The organism is Streptomyces sichuanensis (assembly GCF_020328095.1).
Classification (GTDB): Bacteria; Actinomycetota; Actinomycetes; order Streptomycetales; family Streptomycetaceae; genus Streptomyces; species Streptomyces cinnamoneus.
Genome location: NZ_JAIXMK010000051.1, coordinates 25,974 through 48,825 on the forward strand (window position 1 = coordinate 25,974; position 22,852 = coordinate 48,825).

General features: G+C 71.4%; 20 protein-coding genes and 2 tRNA genes. 4 read left to right on the plus strand and 18 right to left on the minus strand.

The features are described from left to right. Positions 1 to 88: 88 nt before the first annotated feature. The 10 genes from LE181_RS16705 to LE181_RS16745 form a co-directional block, all read right to left on the minus strand. Entirely contained in the window at positions 89 to 679 is a 591-nt protein-coding gene (locus tag LE181_RS16705) for a GTP-binding protein (protein ID WP_225662083.1), read from the minus strand. Beyond that, positions 666 to 1,034 (minus strand): DUF742 domain-containing protein, encoded by a 369-nt coding sequence (locus LE181_RS16710; protein ID WP_225662084.1) that lies wholly within the window; start codon positions 1,032 to 1,034, stop codon positions 666 to 668. Before LE181_RS16710 ends, LE181_RS16705 begins: the two co-directional genes overlap by 14 nt. Beyond that, positions 1,031 to 1,438 (minus strand): roadblock/LC7 domain-containing protein, encoded by a 408-nt coding sequence (locus tag LE181_RS16715; RefSeq protein WP_225662085.1) that lies wholly within the window; start codon positions 1,436 to 1,438, stop codon positions 1,031 to 1,033. The genes LE181_RS16710 and LE181_RS16715 overlap by 4 nt, the downstream gene beginning before the upstream one ends. Then, positions 1,435 to 3,738 carry a sensor histidine kinase gene (locus LE181_RS16720; protein WP_225662086.1) on the minus strand — a complete coding sequence of 768 codons (2,304 nt, stop codon included), beginning with the start codon at positions 3,736 to 3,738 and terminating at the stop codon, positions 1,435 to 1,437. Before LE181_RS16720 ends, LE181_RS16715 begins: the two co-directional genes overlap by 4 nt. A gap of 344 nt (positions 3,739 to 4,082) precedes the next feature. Beyond that, the gene (locus tag LE181_RS32465) at positions 4,083 to 8,915 is read right to left on the minus strand and encodes a tetratricopeptide repeat protein (protein WP_225662087.1); all 4,833 of its coding nucleotides are present in this window, start codon (positions 8,913 to 8,915) and stop codon (positions 4,083 to 4,085) included. A 66-nt stretch (positions 8,916 to 8,981) separates the two neighbouring features. Continuing rightward, positions 8,982 to 9,308, minus strand: a complete 327-nt coding sequence (locus tag LE181_RS16730) for a trypco2 family protein (protein ID WP_225662088.1) — start codon at positions 9,306 to 9,308, stop codon at positions 8,982 to 8,984. A 178-nt stretch (positions 9,309 to 9,486) separates the two neighbouring features. Further along, the gene (locus LE181_RS16735; protein ID WP_225662089.1) at positions 9,487 to 9,915 is read right to left on the minus strand and encodes a VOC family protein; all 429 of its coding nucleotides are present in this window, start codon (positions 9,913 to 9,915) and stop codon (positions 9,487 to 9,489) included. A 158-nt stretch (positions 9,916 to 10,073) separates the two neighbouring features. Further along, complete coding sequence (locus LE181_RS16740) at positions 10,074 to 10,970, minus strand: hypothetical protein (protein ID WP_225662090.1); 897 nt, start codon at positions 10,968 to 10,970, stop codon at positions 10,074 to 10,076. Continuing rightward, positions 10,853 to 11,356, minus strand: coding sequence for a DUF6603 domain-containing protein (locus LE181_RS32470; RefSeq protein WP_308103142.1), 504 nt, complete (start codon positions 11,354 to 11,356; stop codon positions 10,853 to 10,855). Before LE181_RS32470 ends, LE181_RS16740 begins: the two co-directional genes overlap by 118 nt. Next, a complete protein-coding gene (locus LE181_RS16745) occupies positions 11,293 to 12,432 on the minus strand; it encodes a hypothetical protein (protein WP_225662091.1) in 1,140 nt (379 codons plus the stop codon). The genes LE181_RS32470 and LE181_RS16745 overlap by 64 nt, the downstream gene beginning before the upstream one ends. Before the next feature lie 253 nt (positions 12,433 to 12,685). On the opposite strand from LE181_RS16745, the gene LE181_RS16750 reads away from it, so the two are divergent. After that, a complete protein-coding gene (locus LE181_RS16750) occupies positions 12,686 to 12,889 on the plus strand; it encodes a hypothetical protein (protein WP_225662092.1) in 204 nt (67 codons plus the stop codon). Between the two features lie 14 nt (positions 12,890 to 12,903). Here the strand turns inward: LE181_RS16750 and LE181_RS16755 are convergent, their stop codons facing one another. After that, positions 12,904 to 13,413 (minus strand): O-acetyl-ADP-ribose deacetylase, encoded by a 510-nt coding sequence (locus tag LE181_RS16755; RefSeq protein WP_225662093.1) that lies wholly within the window; start codon positions 13,411 to 13,413, stop codon positions 12,904 to 12,906. A 144-nt stretch (positions 13,414 to 13,557) separates the two neighbouring features. Between LE181_RS16755 and LE181_RS16760 the strand changes: the two genes are divergently transcribed. Further along, entirely contained in the window at positions 13,558 to 14,202 is a 645-nt protein-coding gene (locus tag LE181_RS16760; protein ID WP_225662094.1) for a LysE family translocator, read from the plus strand. Between the two features lie 19 nt (positions 14,203 to 14,221). Here LE181_RS16760 and LE181_RS16765 read toward each other — a convergent pair whose 3' ends face one another. Then, entirely contained in the window at positions 14,222 to 15,118 is an 897-nt protein-coding gene (locus LE181_RS16765; protein ID WP_225662095.1) for an NAD(P)-dependent oxidoreductase, read from the minus strand. Between the two features lie 862 nt (positions 15,119 to 15,980). Here LE181_RS16765 and LE181_RS16770 point away from each other — a divergent pair. After that, on the plus strand, positions 15,981 to 17,144 hold the full coding sequence (locus LE181_RS16770; RefSeq protein WP_225662096.1) for a cytochrome P450: 1,164 nt from the start codon (positions 15,981 to 15,983) through the stop codon (positions 17,142 to 17,144). Positions 17,145 to 17,161: 17 nt separating this feature from the next. Here the strand turns inward: LE181_RS16770 and LE181_RS16775 are convergent, their stop codons facing one another. The 6 genes from LE181_RS16775 to LE181_RS16800 all read right to left on the minus strand — a co-directional run bounded on the left by LE181_RS16775 (position 17,162) and on the right by LE181_RS16800 (position 21,316). Continuing rightward, the gene (locus LE181_RS16775) at positions 17,162 to 18,214 is read right to left on the minus strand and encodes a chitinase (protein ID WP_225662097.1); all 1,053 of its coding nucleotides are present in this window, start codon (positions 18,212 to 18,214) and stop codon (positions 17,162 to 17,164) included. Positions 18,215 to 18,463: 249 nt separating this feature from the next. Continuing rightward, positions 18,464 to 19,021, minus strand: coding sequence for a secondary thiamine-phosphate synthase enzyme YjbQ (locus LE181_RS16780; protein WP_225662098.1), 558 nt, complete (start codon positions 19,019 to 19,021; stop codon positions 18,464 to 18,466). 352 nt (positions 19,022 to 19,373) lie between these two features. Further along, a tRNA-Lys gene (locus LE181_RS16785) sits at positions 19,374 to 19,447 on the minus strand. 87 nt (positions 19,448 to 19,534) lie between these two features. Continuing rightward, positions 19,535 to 20,776 carry an MFS transporter gene (locus tag LE181_RS16790; RefSeq protein ID WP_225662099.1) on the minus strand — a complete coding sequence of 414 codons (1,242 nt, stop codon included), beginning with the start codon at positions 20,774 to 20,776 and terminating at the stop codon, positions 19,535 to 19,537. Between the two features lie 26 nt (positions 20,777 to 20,802). Continuing rightward, positions 20,803 to 21,066, minus strand: coding sequence for a hypothetical protein (locus LE181_RS16795; RefSeq protein ID WP_225662100.1), 264 nt, complete (start codon positions 21,064 to 21,066; stop codon positions 20,803 to 20,805). Between the two features lie 176 nt (positions 21,067 to 21,242). After that, positions 21,243 to 21,316: transfer RNA gene (locus LE181_RS16800), tRNA-Lys, on the minus strand. Positions 21,317 to 21,471: 155 nt separating this feature from the next. Between LE181_RS16800 and LE181_RS16805 the strand changes: the two genes are divergently transcribed. Next, positions 21,472 to 22,824 (plus strand): cytochrome P450, encoded by a 1,353-nt coding sequence (locus LE181_RS16805; protein ID WP_225662101.1) that lies wholly within the window; start codon positions 21,472 to 21,474, stop codon positions 22,822 to 22,824. Positions 22,825 to 22,852: the final 28 nt, after the last annotated feature.

Consider the following 22,852-nt stretch of genomic DNA (forward strand, 5'->3'; position numbering starts at 1 on the left):
CCCAACGCTCGGGGAACGACCGGAGGGCCACCGGTCACGGCCCCACAGTGGTCGCGAAGCGCCGCCCCTTCAAGAGGGCCGTCCGAGGTCAGACGGGCGCGGTGACACGCGCCTGGGTGATGAGCCGGTCCAGCAGCGACAGCAAGCAGCCGCGGACGTCCTCCCGGGAGCGGGCATCGAGCAGGAGGACGGGGGTGTCCGGGTCCCTCAGGTGCAGGGCCGCCCTGATCTCCTCGACGGTGTACGACTGCCGGCCGTCGAAGCAGTTCGCGCCGACGACGAACGGCAGTCCGCGGCTCTCGAAGAAGTCGACGGCGGGGAAGCTGCGGTCCAGCCTGCGGGTGTCGACCAGGACGATCGCCCCGAGCGCCCCGTTCAGCAGGTCGTCCCACATGAACCAGAAGCGTTCCTGGCCCGGTGTGCCGAAGAGGTACAGGACCACTCCGGCGTCGGTGAGGGTGATGCGGCCGAAGTCCATCGCGACCGTGGTCGCCGTCTTGCTCTCGATGCCGTCCAGGTCGTCGACCCCGACGCCCGCGGACGTCAGCCGCTCCTCGGTGCGCAGCGGATCGATCTCGGAAATCGCTTCGACCAGAGTCGTCTTGCCGACTCCGAAGCCCCCGGCGATGAGGATCTTGACGGGCGACGCTTCCGGGGCGGCGGTGTCATAGGCGGGCAAGGTTGTCCCTGATTTTCATGAGCAGGTGGACGTTGGAGGTCTCGGAGGCGTCCAGCGGCGGCCGGTGGCGGATCAGGCCGCGCTCCAGCAGCTCGCCGAGCAGGACCACCATGGGCGTCAGGCGCATCCGCATCCGGGCGGCGATCTCGGCGACCGCCCGTCCGTTCGGCGCCGGGCACATGGCGAGGATCTCCTGCCACTCCGTGGGCAGGCCGCCGTGACCGTCGCCGGTGCCTGCGGCCGCCGTGATCACGGTGTCCATCGTCAGGCCGTGCCGGGACGCGGCCGTACGACCGTCGGTGAGGGCGTACAGCCGCGTCCGGCGGCGCCGTCCGGGCTGGGGGTCGGCCGTCATGACGACGTGGGCGCCTGGGAGCGTTCGGGGGTGTCCAGCCATTCACCGAGCGCCTGCGCGGCGCGGACGGTCTCGCCGCCCAGTTCTCCGAGCCGTGCCTTGCGGGAGGCCACGACGATCAGCGTGCTGCCCGATCCGCAGCCGACGATGCACAGGTACCGGTCGTCCATCTCGACGAGTTGGCGGATCACCCCGCCGCCGTCGATCTCCCGCGAGATGGCCTTCATGGTGGACGCGATGCCGGAGGACGCCGCGGCCACCCGTTCGGCCTGGTCCCTCTCCAGCATGTAGGCGCTGAGCTTGATCCCGTCGTTGGAGAGGAGCACGGCTCCCTGGATCCCCGCGATCCTGCTCAGGTTGTTGTCCAGGATGCTGTAGATCGCATCGTTCTGTGTCGTCGTCATGACTGGTCCTGTCGGAGCTCGAGTTCCACTTGCCTGGTGCTGTCTTCGTAGTCCGCCCAGGCGTCGGCCACCTCTTCGGGCGTGGCGGCGTCCTGGCCCACCGGTTCGGCCGCGCGCGGCTCGCGGAGCCGCTGGGTCATGTGGGTCTGCGGGACGCGCTCGGGGAGGGCCGGCCGGCCGGGGGCATCCCCGGAGCCGGAGCGGGCCGGTGCCGGTGCCTCCGGCGCCGTGTCCCCCGCCCGACGCGCCTGCTCCTTCCGCTCCCGGCGCGGCAGTCCCGACGCGCTGGGAGCGGGGTCGTCCGCCGCATCGCCGGACCGTTTCTGCGCGACGAGCTTCGGCCGCCGCTCCTCGGCGGGCTGTGCCGGCCGCGGTACGGGCGCGGGCTCTTTCGCCGGCTCGGGCACCGCGGCACCCTCCCGGGTCGGCACGAGGTGCTCACCCGGGACGATCACCACGGCGGACGTTCCGCCGAACGCCGACCGGCGCAGCGTGACCGTCGCCCCGAGCTGGTCGGCGAGGTGGCCGACCACGAAGAGGCCGAGCCGGTGCGCGTTGCTGGCCAGCACGGAGTACGGCGGGGCCGAGTGCAGCCGGCCGTTCATCTCCTCGTACCTCTCGGCGGTCACCCGCGGGCCACGGTCCTCGATCTCGATGCAGAGGCCGTCACCGACCAGTTCGGACCGGATGGCGACCCTCGCCGTCGGCGGAGAGAAGCGCGTGGCGTTGTCCAGCAGTTCTGCCAGGAGGTGGCTGAGCTGGCTGATGACGCCGGCCTCCACGCTGGTCTCGTCCATGGCGTGCCGGTCGATGCGCCGGAAGTCCTCGACCTCGGCGGCGGCCTCCCGCAGCAGGTCGGCGATGCGCATGGGCTCCATGTGCGGGTCGGTGATCTCGCCACCCGCCAGGATGAGCAGGTTCTCGATCTGCCGGCGCATGCCCACCGTGAGCTGATCGGACCTCATGAGCTCGGCGAGGAGTGCCTCGTCCTGGCCGAAGGTGTCCTGGATGTGCTCGGTGAGGGCCAGCTGCCGGCTGACCAGGTTCCCGGTCCGTGCGGCGATGCCGGAGGCGAACACGCTGAAGCCGTGTCGCTCGTCGGCGAGCGTCCGGTGTCCCTCGACGGATACGGCGACGACGTGGGCGAAGGCGTCGCTGATCCGCCCGACCTCGTCCTGTTCGCCTCTCGGCCGCGGCAGTGCGTCGGTGCCGACGGGCTCTCCGCGCTGGAGGCGGTCCACGACGTCCGGCAAGGTCTGCTCGGCGACCGCCACCGTGCGGTCGTGGAGAGAGCGCAGGCGGCGCAGGACCGAACGCGTGGTGAAGACCACGACGGCGACGACCAGCAGGAGGGCGGCACCGCTGGCGGCCACCAGCAGGACGACCTGGCTCTCCAGCTGCGCCGCCCGTTCGTCGGCGTGGGCGAGCAGCTCTTGCAGCTCGTCCTCGTTGAGGGTGTTCAACTGGGCGGAGGAGGTGCGGTAGGCCGCGCGCCAGTCGCTGACCGCGGGCGGCAGCACGACGCCGGAAGAGACGTCCCGGTGCTCGGAGAGGACCGCCCTCTCGATGCGGGACTTGATCTGCCAGGCGTTCGAGGTGAGGATCCGCTGGAGGGTGTCCTGGTCGTCAAGGGGCAGTTCGAGGGCGACCGTGTCGTACAAGTAGTCGCTCGCGCCGACCGCTTTGACGAACTCACCGAACCTGGCGGACGTCAGTCTTCCGGAGGGGCCCGCCAGCGCGAGGATGGAGTCCTCGCGAGCCACCACCTCCGCTGCCGAGAACAGGGCCGCGAGCGATGCCGTCTCCTGTGTGAGCCCACCGTCGTCGACGTGGTTGAAGTCTCCGTAGCAACGGATCGTTCCGCTGATCACGTCGGTGTAGTAGTCGACGGTGTCGTCCGCGCTGCCGTGGCGCGCGTCGGTGCGTTCGCGCTGGGCGCCCAGGTCGGCCAGTCGCCCCGCGACGTCGCGCAGGCGGTCCTTCGCCCGGTCGGAATGGAGCTGATCGGCGTCCGACGACTTCAGGAACACGGCCACGGCCCGGTCGGTGGCGGCCCGGCGGTCGCGCAGACCGGCCCCGGACACGGGCATGCCCGACCACCAGGCGGCGGTGACCGCACGCTCGGACTGCAGGGTGGTCATGAGCTGATACAGGGGTACGCCGGTCTGCCGGCCGGCCGCCACGTCCTTGCGCAGGTGCCGGGACTCCTGCACCGACCGGTCGGAACTGATGAGAACCTGGACGCCCATCGCCACGGTGGGCACCACCGCGAGCCAGACGAGCAAGGTCCGCAGGCGCACGGTCCGTCGTCGGCTTCTTCGTACCGGCTCGCCGCCCGGGTCTTCGGATCCTGTGGGAGTCATCAGTCCTCGTCAAACACAGCCGGCTGTTTCGGAGTGGGTGCCGATCATAACCAGCCAATTCGAGGAACATCAGTTGAGGTTCATGCACAGGATTGGTAAAGGCGTTCAAGAGGGGTTCATCACTGGTTGCGCTGATTGCCGACTGTGCCCCGAGATCCAGCGGATTGCCCACCGAGGCCGGCCCACCGGAACGTCGGACATCGAAGAACAGCCCAAGTGACGGGCGGGCGCCGGTCGGTGCCGGTCCGCCGCGTACGCGCGGCATACGGAGGGCGGCGACCTCAGCCCGGGCCGGCGAGGCGCGCGTGGGTGTCGGTCACGGCGGCGAGGTACGGGGCGGCGAGCCCCGGTTCGGTCTCGGCGAGCGCCTGCCACAGGGGAGCCGCTTCGGTGATGGCGTCTCTCGCCTCCTCCTGTCGGGCGTCCGCGAGCAGCCGGGTCCTGGCGTAGGCGTAGAGCGCGAAGGCGAGGTGGTCCTCGTGTGCCGCGCGGTGACGTGCGGCCAGGCCGCGGCTCAGGGAAACCGCCCGGGCGGTGGTGTCCAGGGCCTGCGGGTGCCGTCCGGCCTCGCTCAGCCGCAGGCCGTGGTGGGCGAGTGCCCAGACCAGGACCGGTTCGCCGGCCGGGGCTGCGGTCGTCGCCACCCGCTCGGACACGGCCAGCGCCTCCGCGGAGACCCCGAAGGCTTCCTCGCGCGCCGATGTACCGAGTGCCAGAAGGCGGCCGAGGTCGGTCAGTACAAGGGCCAGCATTCTGCCGTGGGCGGGATCGGCGCCCGCCAGGTCGCGGGCGATGCCGACGGCTTCCCGGGCGTGCGCCAGGCCCTCGGCCGCCCGGCCGCCTTCCACGAGGTGCATGCCCAGGCCGGAGCGGGCCAGGCCGCGCACGGTGTCGCGTCCGTCGGTGGGGGGCAGGGCGTCCGCGACGATGACGGCCCGTCGCAGGGTCTCCTCGGCCTCTCCCCGGCCGGCGTTGTGCTGGAGGCAGCCGAGGAGCCACAGCGAATGCGCCAACTGACCCTGGCGGGCGGCGTCCCGCCGCGCGAGGTCGCCGAGCAGGCCGGTCGCCTCCTCGGCGACGGGCAGCGCCTCGGCACGCCGTCCCCCCTCGATCAGGTAGGTCGTCAGGCAGGACAGGGCCGGGAGCAGCCGGGGGGAAGGCTCCGAGGAGCCGTCCCCGGACGGCCGCCGGAGCGCGGTCACGGCCCTGCGCATGACGCGGGCCGCGTCGTCCGGACGGCCGGCGGCGGAGAGCTGGGTGCCGAGTACGAACAGTTCGTCGCCGTTCGCCGGAGCGGAGCCGGCGTCCTGCTCCCGCTCCACCCCCATCAGACGGCCGCTGACCTCGATGGACTCCTCCAGCGTGGTCAGTGCTTCGGCCGCCTGCCCGGCTCGGGACCGCATGAGCCAGAGACCGGACAGGGCCGCGGCGAACCCGCGTGCGTACCCGTCCGCGCCCTCCTTGTCCCCCATGATCTCGTTGTTCTCCTTGTTCTCCTGTACGAGGCCGCGGTACAGCTCCACGGCTTCGGCCGCCGCGGCCACGGCGTCCTGCATCCGTCCCATGTCGCACAGGCAGTGCATCCTGGCCAGTTGGGCACCGGCCAGGGCGGAGCGCGACGTGCCGAGCGGGTCCGCCGTCACCGGACGGCGACGGATGCGGACCACTTCGTCCAGCGCTGCCAGGGCCTCGTCCGGTCTTCCGAGAGTGTTCAGCCGGTGGGAGAGGTTGGTCAGGGCGCAGGCCAGGTCGTCGAGCGGGGCGTCGGGGCGCTGCCCGGCGAGCGCGCGGTACAGGCCGACCGACTCCTCGCCGGCCCGCAAGGCGTCCTGCGGGTGCCCGGTCTCCTCCAGCTGGGTGGCCAAGGTGTCCAGGCTCATGGCGAGATCGGCCCTGAACGTCCCGGGTTCCGCCGTGAACAGGGGACGGTGGAGGCCGACCGCCTCCCGGGCGGCCTCCAGTGCGTCCGCCGGCCGCCCCGCCTCGTTCAGCCGGTGGGCGTAGGTGTTGAGGGAGTTGGCGAGCCGGTGCCCGAACCCGGCGGGTTCCTGCTCGGCCAGGCGCCGGTAGAGGCCGACGGCCTCGGCGGCCCGTGCCAGGGCTTCGTCCGTCCGTCCCGTCTCGGCCAGGTCGATGGTCAGGGAGTGCACGCTGAGCGCGAGATCGGCGAGGTACGCGCCGGGACGTTCGGCGGCCAGTCGGCGCCGGATCCCGACGGCCTCCTCGGCTGCCTCCAGCGCGGACTTCGGCCTGCCCGCGAGGTGCAGGCAGGTGGAGTACGTGCCCAGGCTGCGGGCGACACCGTTGCGGAAGGCGTCGGCGCGCCGCTCGGCCAGGGACCGGTAGCGGGCGACGGCCTCCCCGCTCACCGACAGCGCCTCCTCGACGCGTCCGCACTCCATCAGCCAAATGGCCCGGTTGTTCAGGGCGGCGGCAAGTTCCGGCAGGGCTAAGTCGCCGCGTTCCGCGGCCAGGTCGCGCCGGATGCCGACCTCCTCGTCCATCGCCGCCAGCGCCGCCCCGGGCCGGCCCAGCTCGCCCTCGGCCTGGGCGAGAGCACCGAGGCCGTGGGCCAGGCCGGACCGGAACTCGTCTGCGTCCGGCCGGGCGAGACGCAGCTCACCGTAGATCTCCACGGCTTCCCGGGCAGGCGCCAGGGCCTCTTCCCGCTTTCCCAGAACGCGCGCGGTCAGCGACAGGTTGTGCAGGACGGCGGCAAGATGCGGCCGGTAGGTGGCCGGATCCTCCTGTGCGAGCCGCCGGTAGAGCCCGACGGCCTCGCCGGTGGCCTCGTACGCCTCCCGGGTCCGCCCCACATCACCGAGGCGGCCGGTCAGGCGGCGCAGCATCAGGGCGAAGCCGGGCAGGCGGGCGGCGTCCTCATCGGCCCGTCGGCGATGGATCTCGACGAGCTGCCCGGTCACTTTCGCGGCCAGCGGGCCCAGTGCGTGCGTCGGGCGCGGCAGGCGGTCGGCCAGCTCCAGCAGGTCCTCCGGCGTGGCACCGGGTTCGTCGGCCAGCTGGTCCAGCGCCGACACCAGCGGTTGCGGCCGCTCGACCTGCGTGGCGACGTCGACGGCCGGCTGCGTCAGCACGTCTCGACGGCGCACGCACAGCTCCGTGAGATGTTCGTCGAGGGCGTCGCGGTGGGCGGGGTGGGCGGCCGCCCGGGCGTAGACGGTGAGCAGTTGGGCGATCTGGGCGTCGGTGAGGTCGTACGGCTCGCGGTCATCCGCCGTCATGCCGCCGAGCAGGTCCTGCGGGAGGTCGTGGTTGCTGGTCAGCCGCTCTCCGACGAAGTACTCGGCCAGCCGGTCCGGCCGCAGGGACCCCCACGCCCTGCCGTCGTGGGGCGGGTAGAGCGCTGCGATCCAGCCGGCGAGGGCCCGGTGGCGGGCTCGTCCGTGGTCTGTGAGGTAGGAGAGGCGGCCGAGGAGGGCTTCCGCCTGGGAGGGGGTGTCGGCGCCGCACAGGAAGGCCGCGGCGAGGGCGTCCTTGCGGGTCTCCTCATCCAGCTCCGTGAGGGGATGCTGCCGGGCGGCGGCCGCCCAGTACTTGGACTCGTGGTCGAGCAGTCGCTGTTCCACGCGCACGGCCTTGCGGCCGGCAACGGCGACGGGCGGGGCGCCGGCGACCGGCCGGGTGCCGGCCGCCGGATCGGTCACCGCCCCCGGCCGGTTCGGGGCGGTGCTGACGGCCTCGTCCAAGAGATCGGCCAGCGCGGTCATGTGAAGGACGAGTGCGATGTCCAGCCCCGGGCCGTCCAGCCGGTCGGGCCTGCGCCGCACGGCCTCGGCCACCGCCGCGGCGACCTTCGGCCAGGTGTGGTGCTCCTGCCCGCGCACATGCGGCAGGGCCCGCGCCAGATGCTCCACGGCGACCCGGTATGCCTCGGCACGACTTTCGGGGTGCGGTTCCAGCGGTGGCAGCGGGGTCTCGATCATGTCGTCGAGGAGGTCCCGGGTGTCGCTGTTCGCCCGCCGCGCGGGCTGCCACCAGTCGTCGGCGGTACGGGCGAGCAGCAGCACCTTGGACGGCGTCGGCAGGGGGCGGGCGACGATCGTCGTGAGCAGGGCGGTCAGCTGCTCGACACGCGTCTCGGCGTAGTCGAGGATCACCAGCAACGGAACAGCCGCGTCGCCGAGCGCCGCCATGTCCTCGGCCTTCGCGTCGTTCTTCAGCCACACCACCGTCGAGCGGTCGCTCTCCAGACGGGCCGTCAGTTCAAGGGCCAGACGGGACTTGCCCTGTCCTCCCGGGCCGTGCACGAGACGCACGTCGAGGCCGGGCTCCTCGCACCACAGCCGCAACTCCCTGAGCAGTTCTTCGCGACCGCGGAAGGGAACCACGGCATGCTGGGCCTCCAGCAGCGCCGCGGGCGACGCCGGTAAGGTGCGCACGGCGAGGCGCTTTCCGGTCCTGGGCGAAAGGCCGGACAGGCCCGCCCATTCCGCCGGTTCCAGTACGGTCCCCACGCCGTGCTCTGCCAGGGCCCGGCGGAAGTCGTCGTCGCCGAGCAGGACGTAGGCGGGCGCGGCCTCCAGACGGGTGTGCGCGAAACCGTCGAAGTCCGCGCAGATCACCCCGGTGAGAAGCCCGTCGCAGAACATGGCCGCGCCCGACAGGCCCGCCCAGGGCGAGACCGCCCGCCCGGACGGGCCGGTGCACGGAACAACCCGCTCCTCAAGGCGCACGAGATACCGGTTGTTGACGGAGCGGTCCGCCCGGTTGACGGTCCCCTGCGTGTGCAGAAGCTCCACCCCCTGATGCTCCCGCTGGACGACGGCCGGCAGGCCCCGAATCTCGCAGCAGGTCTCGGGCCGGTGGGTGACAAGCCGCCCCCACCGGACGGACGCGACCGGCCGCGGTGCCCCCTCCATGTCCGGATGCCCGTCGTCGAAACGCAGGAGGGCCGCGTCGTCGCGCCCTCCGGGTGTGCCCCGCCAGACCACCGTCGCGGCGTACTGCCCGCTCTTGCCGGGACGGAAGAAGGTCACCGCCCCGCCCACCGCCGGCACAACGTGTGCCGAAGTCAGGACGAGACCCGGGGCGATGACGTACCCCGACCCCAGCCCGTCGGGCCCGTCCACCCCGACCACCAGATCACCGTTCACCGTGCTGTCCCCCGTACATGCCCCCCCGCGCCCGGCGACGGGCCCGGCCCTTTACCCCTCGGCGCGTCAGTCCTCGATACGGCCGGTCACGTCACCCGGCCCGGGGTCCGTCAGCCGCCGTCTGCGGATCAACACGTCCCCGTCGGGCCCCTGCGGCGTCAGCGCCACCTTCACCCGGTGCGTACGGCCCCGGGCCAGCCCCGCCTCGCCGTCACCGGAGACCACCCACGCCCTGAAGCCCGCTTTCGCCTTGACGTCCTGGCGGAGTTCGACGGTGAATTCCAGCTCGATCGGCCCCACCTGGAAAGCGATCTCCTGCCCGCTGCCATTGGCGACGGCCTCGGTCAGCTCGTCGCGCAACGCGGCCACCGCGGCCGCCAGTTCGATCTCCATGCCTGTGCCTCCCCCGAGCCTGGCTGCAGACGCACCCCGGCGGCGCCCGCCGAAGACCTCCTAGACGGTACAGGCGCGGCGAGGGAGAAAGGTGGGATTCGCCGACGACCCGTCCTCAGGCGATCGGCCCAGCGGCCGATGTCCCGTCGTGACCGGAGGAGGGGACGCCCACGGCTCCTCAGTCGATGCAGAACTCGTTGCCTTCGATGTCCAGCATCGGGATGCACGCGTCGTTGCCGTCATACAGCGTTCGCACGTGTACCGCCCCGAGCGGGACCAGTCGTGCGCACTCGGCCTCAAGTGCGGCGAGGCGCTCTTCACCCACGAGTCCGGTGCCGACCCGCACGTCGAGATGCAGCCGGTTCTTGGCGGCCTTCCCTTCGGGGACGCGCTGGAAGTACAGTCGCGGACCCACGCCTGAGGGGTCAATGCAGGCACACCATGCGTCTTGCTGCTCAGGCGGCTGCGAGCGCTTGAAATCGTCCCACGTGGCGAACCCCTCGGGTGGCGGCGATACGACGTACCCCAGCACCTCACACCAAAAACGGGCGAGGCGCTCGGGTTCTGCGCAGTCGAAGGTGACTTGGAACTCCTTGATCGGCGTCACCGGGCCACCGTATGGGCGCGTGCTCCTCAGCGAAACCCCCAGGGCGTCATCCCGCGCAGGGCGAGCGCCTGAAGCGGTGGGGTCCCGTGCCGCTCCTCAGGCCGGCGGCGCTTCGCCGGTGGCCTTCTTGAGTTCGCCGGTGCCGAAGGGGAGCCACGTCAGGCCGTGGGTGCTCGGCGTCGTGCCCGCGCGGGCGACGGTGACCGTGGACCCCGGGGGACGACGGCGGTCAGCCGGCTCCCGGGGTCGCCGGGTGCCCGTTCCGCCAGGCGGGACTGGACGCTCGTGAGACGGCCGGGGCGGCCGGCCGGGGTGACCGTGACCGTCAGGGTGGGCGGCGGGTCCTCGGTGTCGGGTACGTCCTGGTCGGCGCGTACGTGGCCGATGAGGAACCCGTCGGTCTCGGCGGTGCAGGTGAGCGAGGGCGCGTCGCCGATGTCGAAGGCGGCGAAGAGATGGGTGAGTGTGGTGTTCCCGTTGACGGTGAGGTCGTTCACGGCCAGGTCGGGGCGGGCGACGGTGACCATGGTGCTCATCGCGTACTCGGCGGTGTTCCCGCCCTCCGTCACCTCCACCACGAGCGTGAACGCGGTGTCGCGGTGCAGGGGCGGGGACTTCCAGTAGCGGACGTCGGTGACGTCGCGCGGTTCGCCGTCGTGCAGCATCGTGTACGTCGCCCCGGGCCGGGAGTCGCCCCGCCAGGTCAGCTCCGCCGGGGTGCCGCTGTCGACGAGGATCGTCTCGGGCCGGAAGTCACCGGTGGTGAAGCCGGCGGGGATCTTGGCCAGGGGCCATTCCTCGATCCGGGGGTCCGGGCTGTCCTTGATGCGTTCCTCGATCGTCAGCTTGCTCGTGCCGACCTCCGCGTTGATCTCGATGTGGGCCAGGGCCAGTTCCAGTTGCCCGCCGGGCGGGACGGTCGCGGAGCGCTTGGGGGTCAGCAGCGCCGACCCCGGGGTGTCCACGTCCAGTTCGAACCGCCATTTCCTGACGTCGTCCGCCTGCTGCTCGGCGCTGCCGGGGTTGTCGCTGAGGTCGGCGGATCCGGTGCCCACGGGGAAGGTGACATCGCCCCGCTCACCGGCGTCCTGCCCGAGGAACAGGCCGTCAGCGCCCGCCGCCGCGCCGACGGTGACGACCGCTGGGTCGTCTCCGCCGACGGCTTCTCCTTCTCCACCACCACACCGGTGCCCGCCTCCAAGGCCACCGCCTCGCCGCGCACGGTGACGCAGTCGGAGATGCCCCAGGTGTAGCCGAGCCGGGGCACGTCCGGGTAGTGGTCGGGCCGGTCGAACCCGGGCGCGTAGCCGCCGAGGCAGAAGACGAAGTCGCCCTCGTGGGACCCGCCGAACCAGGTCCGGTAGGCGAGGCCACCCGTCAGCCGGCACTCGGGTTCCAGGACGTACGACTCGGGGGTGAGTTCCGCCGCGAGGGCCAGCAGAAGGTGGCGTCCAGGGGGATGGACGCCTGTGCGGGGACGTCGTCCTCGTCCGCCCCGGCGGTGAGCTCCGCGCGCGGGGGCGGGGTGGGGCCCGGCTGGGACTTGCGCCGCAGCGGGTACACCAGGCCGTGGTTCTTCTCCGAGAGGGCGGTGGCGGCGGTGACGGCCAGCGACGCCCCGGCGGTCAGACTGCGGGTGGGAAGGCCGAGTTGGACGCCGGCGTTGCCCATCAGGTCGTTGAGGGCCTTGACCTTGCGGACCTTCATCGCCGCGGAGAGGTGGAATGCCTGGAGCCCGGCGAAGACGAGGTCGTCGTCGATCGGGGCGTACTCGCCGACCGACGGGAGGTCGGCCAAGCCCGCCTCGTACGTGCCCTGCAGCAGCACCATCCGCAGCCGGGGACCGGCCGAGCCCGTGCCGGCCTTCTGCGGAAGCGAGGCGAAGGCGAGCTGGACGTACTCGGTGGCGGCCGAGAGGACGAACGCCCGCTTCTTCTTCTCGTAGGCGAACGCGACCTGTTTGAGCACCGGGACGAGGGCGGGCGGCAGGTCGGCGGGGGCGGTGCCGAGGGCGTGGGCGACGTCGTCCCAGGACAGGCCGTCGTCGGACGACCAGTCGCCGATGAGGGAGCCGTCCTGGTAGGAGGCGGTGAACGTCATCTCCTTCGCCTCGCCCCCGGCGCCGGCGAAGGCGATCACGAGTGCGGCGGAGAACCCCTGCGCCCCGGCCGACAGTTGGAGGTGGGGGGCGAACGGGTCCTCCTCGCCGGAGTCCTCCTCGGTCGCCGGCAGCGTGAAGTCGAGCATCACCCCGGTGACCGACTGGGTCGGCCCGTCGACGGTGAACGAGACGGCCACGGGGCACGGGCCGTCGACCACGGTGAAGGAGAGCGTGCCCGCCACGGTCACCTCGCCGCGGTTGGGCACCGACGCGTTCACGGTGAGGTCCGCCGACGTCAGCCACGTCTCGAACAGCGGGCCGACGCCGGGGATGTCCTCGATGAGGTCGCGCGCCAGGACGAAGTCCCTGCCTTCGCCGGGGAAGAGATCGAGCAGGTCTTTGAGCGAGAGCGCCATGGTTCTCCCCGGCCTTGGTGGAACGGCTTCGACACCGGGCGGAATCATGGCATGCACACAACGTCGCTTCAGCGGGTATGAGTAATGATTCCCCGCGATAGGAGGCATTTCCGGCCATGGGAGATTCTGGGCGTTTTCGCGCCGCACGCTCCGCGCGGGCATATGACGCCCAGGGGTGACCGTAGCCGGTGGCGGCCCGGGGACACCAACAAGCGCCGACGGTCGGCGCGATACCGCCGGGCGGGTACGGGCCATGGCCGACACCGAACGACGGCGGGCCGCACCACGCCGGGGCCGCCGCGACCGCGCCGGCCGCGGTGAGACGGGTGCCGGCTCACTGATGGCCCCGGGGGGGCGGCCGCCCGCCCGGCGCGGCTGGACCGTGGCCGGCGGGGTCGCGGCGGTCGGCGCGGGCATGGCGCCGGACTCGCCGCCGTCGACCATGTCGCCGCTGTGACGGCGGTCGGGTCACTAACCCACCTGCGCGGCGAACGCTTCGTACGCCCGCTCGTCGAAGAGGACGAAGCGGACCTCCTCCACCCTCGTCTCCGTCTCCCGCACCGTCTCCACCGCGATGCGCGCCGCGTCCTCCATCGGCCAGCGGTAGACACCCGTGGAGATGGCCGGGAAGGCGACCGTCCGCGCGCCCAACTCGTCCGCAACCCGCAGGGATTCCCGGTAGCAGGAGGCCAGCAGCGACTCGTCGCCGCCGGAAACCTGAAACACCGGCCCCACCGTGTGGATCACCCAGCGTGCGGGAAGGCGGCCCGCCGTCGTGGCCACCGCCTGGCCCGTGCGCAGGCCCTTGCCGTAGTGCGAGGCACGTAGGGCGCGGCAGGCTTCGAGGATTTCCGGGCCGCCTGCGCGGTGGATGGCGCCGTCGACGCCACCGCCGCCGAGCAAGGACGAGTTCGCCGCATTGACAAGGGCGTCGACGTGCTGCTGGGTGATGTCACCACGAACGAGAACAATGCTGGTCATGTACCCATCCTCACCCATGGCCGGGTGGGGAAGCCGTCCCGACCGTCCCGAAGCGGGCGACCTGCCGCCACTTCAGGCATTCTCTGCCCGATTTCGGGCAGGAATCTGGAGATCCCCGGCCCCTCCCTCCTACAGTGGCAGTCCATGATCACTGTGAACGTCCTCTGTTCCTTCGCCCTGGTCGTGGGGCTGCTCACCCTCACGCCCGGCCTCGACACCGCCCTCATACTCCGGACCGCCGCGCTCGGGCACCGTCGCCGCGCCTGGGGCGTGGTCCTCGGGATTCAGACGGGCACGCTGGTCTGGGGTGTGTTGACGTCGCTCGGGGTGACCGCGCTTCTCACCGCCTCTCATCTCGCCTACGACGTTCTCCGCTGGGCAGGCGCCGCCTATCTGGTGTGGATGGGCATCCGGCTTCTCCTGGCCGGGCGCCGGTCGTCCGCTGACGCCGCGGAATCCGCCGGGGCACCGGCGGCGGCCGACTCGCCGGACTCCTTCCCGGGCGGCTGGCGGCAGGGCACGGTGACGAATCTGCTCAATCCGAAAATGGGCGCCTTCTACGTCGCCGTCCTCCCGCAATTCATTCCGCCCGGCGCTCCGCACCTCCTTGCCGGTGTGCTGCTGGCCGGTGTCCACATCCTTCTCGCCATCGTCTGGTCCTGCGCGCTGATCGGCTTCGCCCATGCCCTCCGCAGCCGGCTGCAGCGCCCCTCCGCACGCCGGTTCCTCGACCGGATCACCGGTACGGTCGTCGTCGGTTTCGGCTTCCGGATCGCGCTCGGGGACTGAAGCAGCCAAGGGGCGGCCGTTACGGGCTTTTGACCTCCTGGGGGTTCTTGCGCATGAATTCGACGAGGCGCGCGTAGCTGTCCTCGCCGTGGCCGGCGGCGATCGCCCGCCCGGTCAGGTCCCTCAGCAGCTCCGGCAGACCCGACTCCACCCCGCGCAGCTCGCTCGCGTGGACGAGGAGGTCCATCGTCGAACGGTGCAGACGCAGGGGGAAGCCGTCGCCGGGGTACTGTCCGGCGTCGATCTGCGGAGCGTAGGCGGCCATGAACCGGCTCACGGTCTTCATCCACCGGCGGGCCACGTCGGTGTAGGCCCCCGCGGATTCGTTGCCGCCCGGGCCGTCGGCGCCGACGAGCGCCGTGCCGTGCAGCCAGCCGGCCAGAGTGGACCACATGAGGCTCAGCAGCGCCGTGTCGTACACGGAGGCCAGGGCCGCGTCGGTGCCCAGGTGCACCGGATCGGCCAGGGCCGACAGGACTGCGCGGTGGTCGTCGAAGGCGGCTCGTGAACCGCTGTAGAGCACCAGGACGTCGGGGTCGCCGATGCCGGGCGGAGTCGTCATGACCGCTCCGTCGAGGTAGGCGACACCGTGCCGCTCCGCCCAGCACGCCGCCTCCCGCGCGTGCGGCGGCGAGCCCGACGTGAGGTTGACGAGGCTGCGGCCCGCCATCGCGCCGGCCAGAGGGTGCAGGACCTCGCGGACGGCCTCGTACGTCGCCAGGCAGAGCACGACCAGCGGGCTGGCGGCCACGGCCTCGGCGGCCGACCCCGCCTCCGCGGCCCCTTGCCCCACCAGGGCCGCGGCCTTGCCCGGCGTGCGATTCCAGACGGTCGTCCGGTGTCCGGCCGCCAGGAATGCCCCGGCCAGCGCCGAACCCATCGGGCCGAGGCCGAGGACAGTCACCTGCGTCTTCATGTTTCCCCCGTTTTCGCAGGACGCTCACGGGAAAGTCGGCGACTCCCCCCGAATGGCGACCCCTTCTCATTTTCCATGACGGACGACCGAACCGAGTGACCGTGTCGATCAACTGGCCTAGCACTGCCCGGTGTTGACCTGACGCTGATTCCCATCGGGAAGCGCCGCACGTACCGTCGGGCGGACGTCGGTGCGGGCCGGGCCGGACGCATCCGCCGAGTCCGGGAAATGCCTGGTCGGCGGCGGCCTCGACGGAGTGAGAACCCTTGGGTCCTTTTACTGTCGGAGCCCAGGCGCCGCCGTCGACCGCAGGCGGCACCATCCGCCTGACCGGACGGTGCAGTTCGGACGGTGCCGCCATCCGTAAACACGGAATCTGACGACGTCCAGGTGACCTTCGAACAACGTATATGCCCTTCGGGGGCCGTCTACCTGCGTACGTATCTTTCCGGGTACGAGGGCCTGAGGAGTCAGGTGAATGGGCACGGGGTGCGTCCATATCGAGTTGTGGCAACGGATGAATGTGAGCGGCGTCACGATTCCCGTGGCCCTACCGGCACCTTTTCGTTACCACGCTCCCGCCGGGCGGTGCTCCCCCTGATGTGCATTCGTCAAGAGGGCTGCCGGGGAGGAGAAGCGGACGCCGCCGGCCCGGAGGAGGGGTGCGACCCTGGGGCAGAGCGCACGCACGAGTGCTGCGACGGAGACGAGAGAGTGGGTTTTGACGTTGCCTGAGTCCATCGACCTCGACACCGGGGCGAGTGCGCCCACCGCTTCCACCGGGGCACAGCAATGCCCTTTGCTCTCGCCCGAATCGGCAGCGGCCACGTTCGTCTCGCACGGTTCGGACGAACTCCACCCCATGCTGAAGACCCTCAGGGACGAAGCACCGGTGTTCTTCAGTGAAGAACTGAACATGTGGATCGTGTCCCGGTACGACGACGTGACGCGGATCCTCAAGAATGCGGAACTCTTTCCCGCCTCCACCCGGTCCATCATCATGGCCAGTTACCCTCCGGAGGTCCGCGAGGTTCTCGCGAGCACCAGCACGTTCACCGCTCCCAACATGGGCTTCGACGGATCTCCGACGCACGACCGGCTGCGCAAACCAGTGGTGCCGTATTTCTCTGCGAAGGGCGTCAAGAGCCTGGAGTCACGCATCCGTGACATCACGGCACAGCGCATCGCCGAGATTCCTTCCGAACCCCCTGTCGACCTCGTGGAAGCGTACGCACGTCCGCTGGCGAACAGCATCGTCATCGAGCTGGCCGGGTTCCCCGAGGGCGACTACGACCGCATCCTTCACTACCACCGGGCGGTCAACGCATTCTTCTTCGGCCAGCCGCCTGCGCACCTGCAGCTCGCCTATGCGAAGGACGTGCGGGAATGGGAGGAGTACCTTTCCGGCGTGATCCGGCTGCGCAGCGGGAGTCCCGGGGACGACCTGATCAGTCTTCTCACGCAGAAGGTGGCCCGGGGAGAGGCCGACTACACCGAGCAAGAACTGATCAGCTTCCTCAGCTTCGACGTCATCACCGCCGGATTCCGCCCGACCAGCTTCGCCTTGGTCAATCTCTGCAAGGAACTGCTGGAGGACCCTCGCCGCTGGCAGTTGCTGCACGACGAGCCCGGGCACTTCGACGCGCTGTTCAGCGAGACGCTGCGGCGCTCCGGTCCCGCCCTGGGGGTGTTCCGGATGACCGCGGCCGACGCCGAAGTGGGCGGTGTCCGCATACCGGCGGGCGCGGTGCTGTGGGTCATGACGGCGTCGGCCAACCGTGACGAGAGGCACTTCCCGGAGCCCGACGCGTTCGACCCGCACCGGCCGCACCTGGCGGGCAGCCTGCACTTCTCGCAGGGCCTGCACTATTGCCTGGGTGCCAACCTGGCCCGGGTGGTCGCCCGCGCCGGCATCACCGCCCTCGTACGGCACCGCCCCGGCCTGCGGCTGGTCCCGGACCAGGAGCGCGTGTACGAGCCGAGCATCAACGTCGTGGCGCCGACGCGGCTGCTGGTCGAATGGTGAGCACGTGCTGCACCTGATCACCAACGGCCCTGCAGCCTCCTGATGTTGTCCCCGAAGGTCCAGCCCTTCGATCCGTCCCAGTTGATCGACCAGGTCATCAGGCCCTTCAAGCCGTTGCCGTAGACGTTCCACGCCTGGGCCACGAGGGCCGGCGACATGTAGCCGCCCCCGGCACCCGGTTGAGCCGGCAGACCCGGGACCTGTTTGTCGTACGGAACGCGAATCGTCGTGCCCTGGACGACCAGCCCCTTGTTCAGGCAGTCCGTCTGCGCGGTGAAGCCCTGCACCGTCCCGGCGGAGTACGAGTCCCCGGAGCAGCCGTACATGTTCCCGTTGTAGTACTGCATGTTCAGCCACCAGAGCCGGCCGTTGTCCGCGTACTTCTTCACGATCGGCAGGTAGGCACCCCAGATCGAGCCGTACGTCACGCTGCCTCCCGTGACGTAAGCGGTTTCCGGCGCCATCGTCAGGCCGAAGCCCGGGGGCATGCGCGACAGCACGCCGTCGATGATGTGGACGAGGTTGGCCTGGGAGGCCGACAGCCGGTTGATGTCGCCACTGCCGGTGAGGCCCGTCTCGATGTCGACGTCGATACCGTCGAAGTTGTATTTCTTCAGGATCGGCACCACCGTGTCGACGAACCGGTCGGCGACCGCGCGGGAGCCGAGGTCGATGCCGGCGGCCGCGCCGCCGATCGACATCAGGACGGTGGCCCCGGCGGCCTTGGCCCGGCACATCTCCGCCGGAGTCGCGACCTTCACCGTCGCGTCCATGCCGTCCTCCCAGAGGACGGTGCCGTCCGGGCGGATCACCGGGAACGCCGCGTTGATCACGTCGTAGCCGTGGTCACGCAGGCGGCCGTCGGTGATCGGGACCCAGCCGAAGGGCGGGTGGACGCCGTTCGCCGCGCCGTCCCAGTTCTCCCAGTACCCCTGCAGCACCTTGCCCGGCGGTCTCGGCTTGGTCGCGCACACCTCGTCCGTCGGCCCACTGGCCGCCCCGGCGACCGGCATCTGCACGAGGGAGGCCGCCACCAGGCAGGCTCCCAGCACCCGGCCCATACGACCCATACGGCCTGTGCGGCGTGTCCGACCCGTCCGGCCCATCCGACCGATCATGCCCCGTTCCCTTCGAGATCACCCTCGCTCTCTCTCGGGCTCGGCCGGAGCGGGCCAGGGGTGCGGGCTCGCGTGAATGGGCCGGGCGTGCGGTTGATGGACCACGCACGCCCCGGCCGCTGACGGCACCGGCCGTGACGGTGCGGCGGAGGAAGCCCCGCCTCGTGCAGCGCCCGGCCGGAGGAAGGCCCGACCCGGGCCTCAGCGGGTGTGCGGTGCGAGCACCGACGCGATCGGCACGACGGCCGTATGGACGCGGACCAGGAGCTCACGGACGCGCGGGCCGTCGAATTCGGCCAGCATCACCGCCTGCCACCGGCCCAGATACAGCGCGCCCGACGTGATCGGAATGTTCAGTTCGGGATGGGTCGCTATCCAGGCGCGGGCGTGCGAATGGCCGTTGTCCCGTTCGGCGCCGTGAAGCAGTCGCTCGTCGGCCGTGCGCAATTTGTCGTGGGCGTAGTAGTGGTGTCCGCTGTGCGGGGCGAGTCGTTCGAGCACCTTGCTCATGTCCGAGTCGAGCCCCGGATCGACTTCGTTGATGACGAGGCCGCACGTGGTGTGGCCGCAATAGACGTGCAGGGTGCCTTCCGCCGCACCCGCTCCGGCGACGAGCCGCCGCAATGCGCTGCTCAGGTCCACGACGGCCTCGGGCTCGTCGATGGAGACGGAGATCCGCGCCGAGACCACGATGGAACTCCCGGCCGGCTGCGCATCACGTGAGATCACGGCGACTCGTGAACCCGAAGCGGTGGTCATGGTGCCTCCAGAGGGCCTCTGATTCCTGCGGAACAGCCACACTGGCGAACAGTGGCAGCCCGCTCCCGGCCGCGTAATGGCCCTTCCGGTCGTTCTTCGCCCGGCGGCCGGCCCCGCGGGAAACACCCTCCCCAACGGAGTGGATCCATGGCCCATTTATGAGAAGGGTGAGCCCAGAGGTAAGGGTGGAGGCTGCCGATCCGGTCCGGACAGTGCGGCAGGGCAGGAGAAGCCGCCCTGCCTCGATCCCGCCCCCGTCCGTCAGGTCGGGAAGACGGCGGGACATCCCATGGATTCCGGAAGGCAAAACGGAGGGCCCCCACCGCACGGGTGGGAGCCCTCCGTCTTCTTGTGCGCCGCCAGGGACTCGAACCCCGGACCCGCTGATTAAGAGTCAGCTGCTCTGACCAACTGAGCTAGCGGCGCGAAAGAAATACTACCGGACGGAAAGCCGTACTTCTGCACGCAGTACGCGCCCGCGACGGCCCGGCGTACGGGCGCCCGCAGTTCCGGTCAGCCGCCGGAACCCGACGTCCCGGTCGGCACGGGGACGGGTTCCGTTCCCGCTTCCGGCCGGCGCGTGCGGCGCCCCGCCAGCGCGCACCACAACGCCGTCGTCACACCCGCCGCGCCCGTCCCCACCAGCAGCATCCGGTGGTCGACGAGCGCGACGAGCCCGGCGCCCACCGGAATCGACAAGGTGAGCGGGGCGAAGACGAGGGTGTTCGCGGTTCCGGCCACACGGCCGACGAGGTCGGCCGGCGCCTCGCGCTGAACCGCCGTCAACGCCGCCACCAGGACGCACGGGAGGCCGAGGCCGATCAGCCCGCTGCCGGTGAGGACCGCCGCCGGCCACGGCACCGCGCGCAGCACCACGCCCACCGCGAACACGGCGATGCCCGCACCCGCAAAGAATCGTTCGGGCAGGCGTCGCAGCAGCGGGCCCGCCACGAGCCCCGCGAGCAGCGATCCGACGCCCTGCACGGTGTAGAGCACCCCCGCGAAGGCCGGCGAGCGGTGCAGTCCCGCATCGACCACCGCGTAGACGGCCGAGCCGCTCAGACCGGACAGCGTCATCGTCACCCCGCCGGCGGCCACCAGCCTGCGCAGGCCCGCACTGCCGCGCAGGAACCGGATCCCCTCGGCGACCCGCGGCCGCGAGCCGCGGGCCGGATCCGGTTCCCGTACGCACATGAGCGCGAAGGCGACGGCGGCGAGGGCGAAGGTCGCGGCGTCGACGAGGACCACGGGCGCACCGCCGTAGCGGGCGAACAGCGCGGCACCCACCAGGGGTGCGACGAGCTTCATGCCCTCGTTGGCCGACATGCGCAGGCCATTGAAGTCGCCGCGCAGCTCGGCGGGAACGCCGGCGGCGACCACCCCCGCCTCCGCGGCGTCGGCCACCGCGCCGGCCGCCCCGTACACCACGAGGACGGCGAACAGCAGCCAGATCCAGCCTCCCGAACGGACGGCGAGCAGCACCGGGAGCAGCAGCGCCATGCCCGCGTTCGCCCTGATCAGCAGCGGAAGGCGGCGCATGCGGTCCGCCAGGACGCCGAGAACGGGCCCGAAGAGGGTCGGTAACCAGGCGAAGAAGGGCGTCAGGCCGGCCAGAGCACTCGATCCCGTGAGGTCCTTCACCCACATGCCACAGACCAGCAGCATGGCCGTGCTGCCGAACGCGGAGACCAGGACACCGCCCAAGTAGAGGCCCACGTCCCGGTCCCGTAAGACCTTCAGAACACCCGCCGGCATGTCCTCCCCCTCCCCCGCCCCCGGAGTCAGCGCTCGTCGTCGGCCACCTGCGCGACCCATCCGTACGGCAGCTCGTCCCCGTCGACCGTCACGGCCTCGACGGCCCGTGTCTCGGGGTCGATCTCCGCCTCGATGCCCTCGCCAGCGTAGCGGGGGAACCCGGACACCCCGAGCTCGCCGGTGGCCTCGACGGTTGCCGCGCGGAGCGGGGAGCCGTGGCGGGGGTGGGCCTCGGCGTCGGCGAGCTGCGGTTTCAGGACAACGGTGTAGCGGGAAACGACAGGGCTCATGTCCTTGAGGCTAGCCCGGCCCGCAGCGCAACGCGCGGGAGCCGCCCCACCCGGGCCCGTCGAACGGCGGAGGCAGACGGCAGACGGCAGACGGCAGACGACAGACGGCAGACTGTGGATGGCAGCCCCACGACTCAGGCCCCCACCGCATGAACGGTGGGGGCCTGAGTCTTCCGTGCGCCGCCAGGGACTCGAACCCCGGACCCGCTGATTAAGAGTCAGCTGCTCTGACCAACTGAGCTAGCGGCGCGGGAGAAATATTAGCCGATCTTCGGCATGGAATCGAACGCCGGTATCGGACGGAATCCGTGGTTGCCGACGCCGCGTGGCGGGAAACGGACAACAAACAGACACAGCGCAAGAACGAACCGTTGCCCCCTACGCCCCGGAGGTACCCAGGAGCCCATGCTTCCTCTCGACAGCGCGCCTCTGCGGCCGGCCCTGGCGCCGGGTTCCTGGCCGCTGGTCGGCCATCTGTTCCGGTTCGGCAGGGATCCCCTGCGCTTCCTCGGGTCCTTGCCGGCCCACGGCGACCTGGTGGAGATCAGGCTCGCCGTGCAGAACGTCCACGTCCTGTGCCACCCGGACCTGGCCCGGCGCGCGCTGGCCGACGGACGCACCTTCGACCGCACGGGCCCCATCTACGACCGGATCCGCACGGACATGGGCAACGGCTTGGCGACCTGTGCCCATACGGACCACCGCAGGCAGCGTCTGCTGATGCAGCCGGCCTTCCGGCGCGACCGGCTGAGCCGCTACGCGGCCGTCATGCAGGAGGAGATCGCGGCCCTGGCGGACCGCTGGCGACCGGGGCAGGTCGTCGACGTGGTCGACGCCATGTTCGCCCTCACCACCTCGATCGCCGTGCGCACCCTCTTCTCGTCCCGCGTGGACGAGTCCACGGCCGCCGGGCTGCGGCACTGCCTCGACGTGTTCCTGCGCGGTTCCTACACGCGGGTCCTGCTGCCGTTCACCACCGCCCTGCCCACGCCGGCCAATCGCCGCTTCACCCGCGCTCTGGCGCAGTGGCGGGCCTACGTCGGCGGCGTCGTGGCGGACGGCCGCCAACGGCAGAGCGGGCCGCCGGACCTGCTGTCCTCGCTCCTCGAAGCCCGCGACGACGAGCAGAGCGGCATGAGCGAACGGGAACTGGCCGACCAGATTGCCGTCCTGGTGCTCGCCGGGGCGGAGACCACCTCGGCCGCCCTGGCCTGGAGCTGGCACCTGCTGGGCGCTCACCCCACGGCCGAGGAGGAGCTCCTCGCCGAGGCCGGCGCCGTCCTGGGCGGCGCCGTCGCCACCTGGCAGGACCTCCCCCGGCTGGTTCATACGGACCGCGTCGTCAGGGAGGCGCTCCGCCTCTACCCGCCGGCGTGGGCCCTCCCCCGGACGGTCACGCGCGCGACCGAGCTGGCCGGGCGCACCCTGCCCGCCGGCAGCACGGTGCTCTTCAGCCCGTACATCCTGCACAGGCGGGCCGGCACCTACCCGGAGCCGGACCGCTTCCGTCCCGAACGGTGGCGGCCGGACCCGGTGTCCGGCCGGTGCCCCGTCCCCGCCACCGACTTCTTCCCCTTCGGTGCGGGAGCCACCAAGTGCATCGGCGAGTCCTTCGCCCTCACCGAGGCGTCCCTGGCCCTGGCCTCCCTCGCCTCCCGGTGGCGGCTCCGCCCGGTCCCGGGCGCGTCCGTCCAGCCGGCCGCACGCAGCGTCCTGTGCCCCCGCACCCTGCCCATGCGGGTGACCGGCCGCCACTGACCGGGCGCGCCGCCTCCGTCCGCCTGCC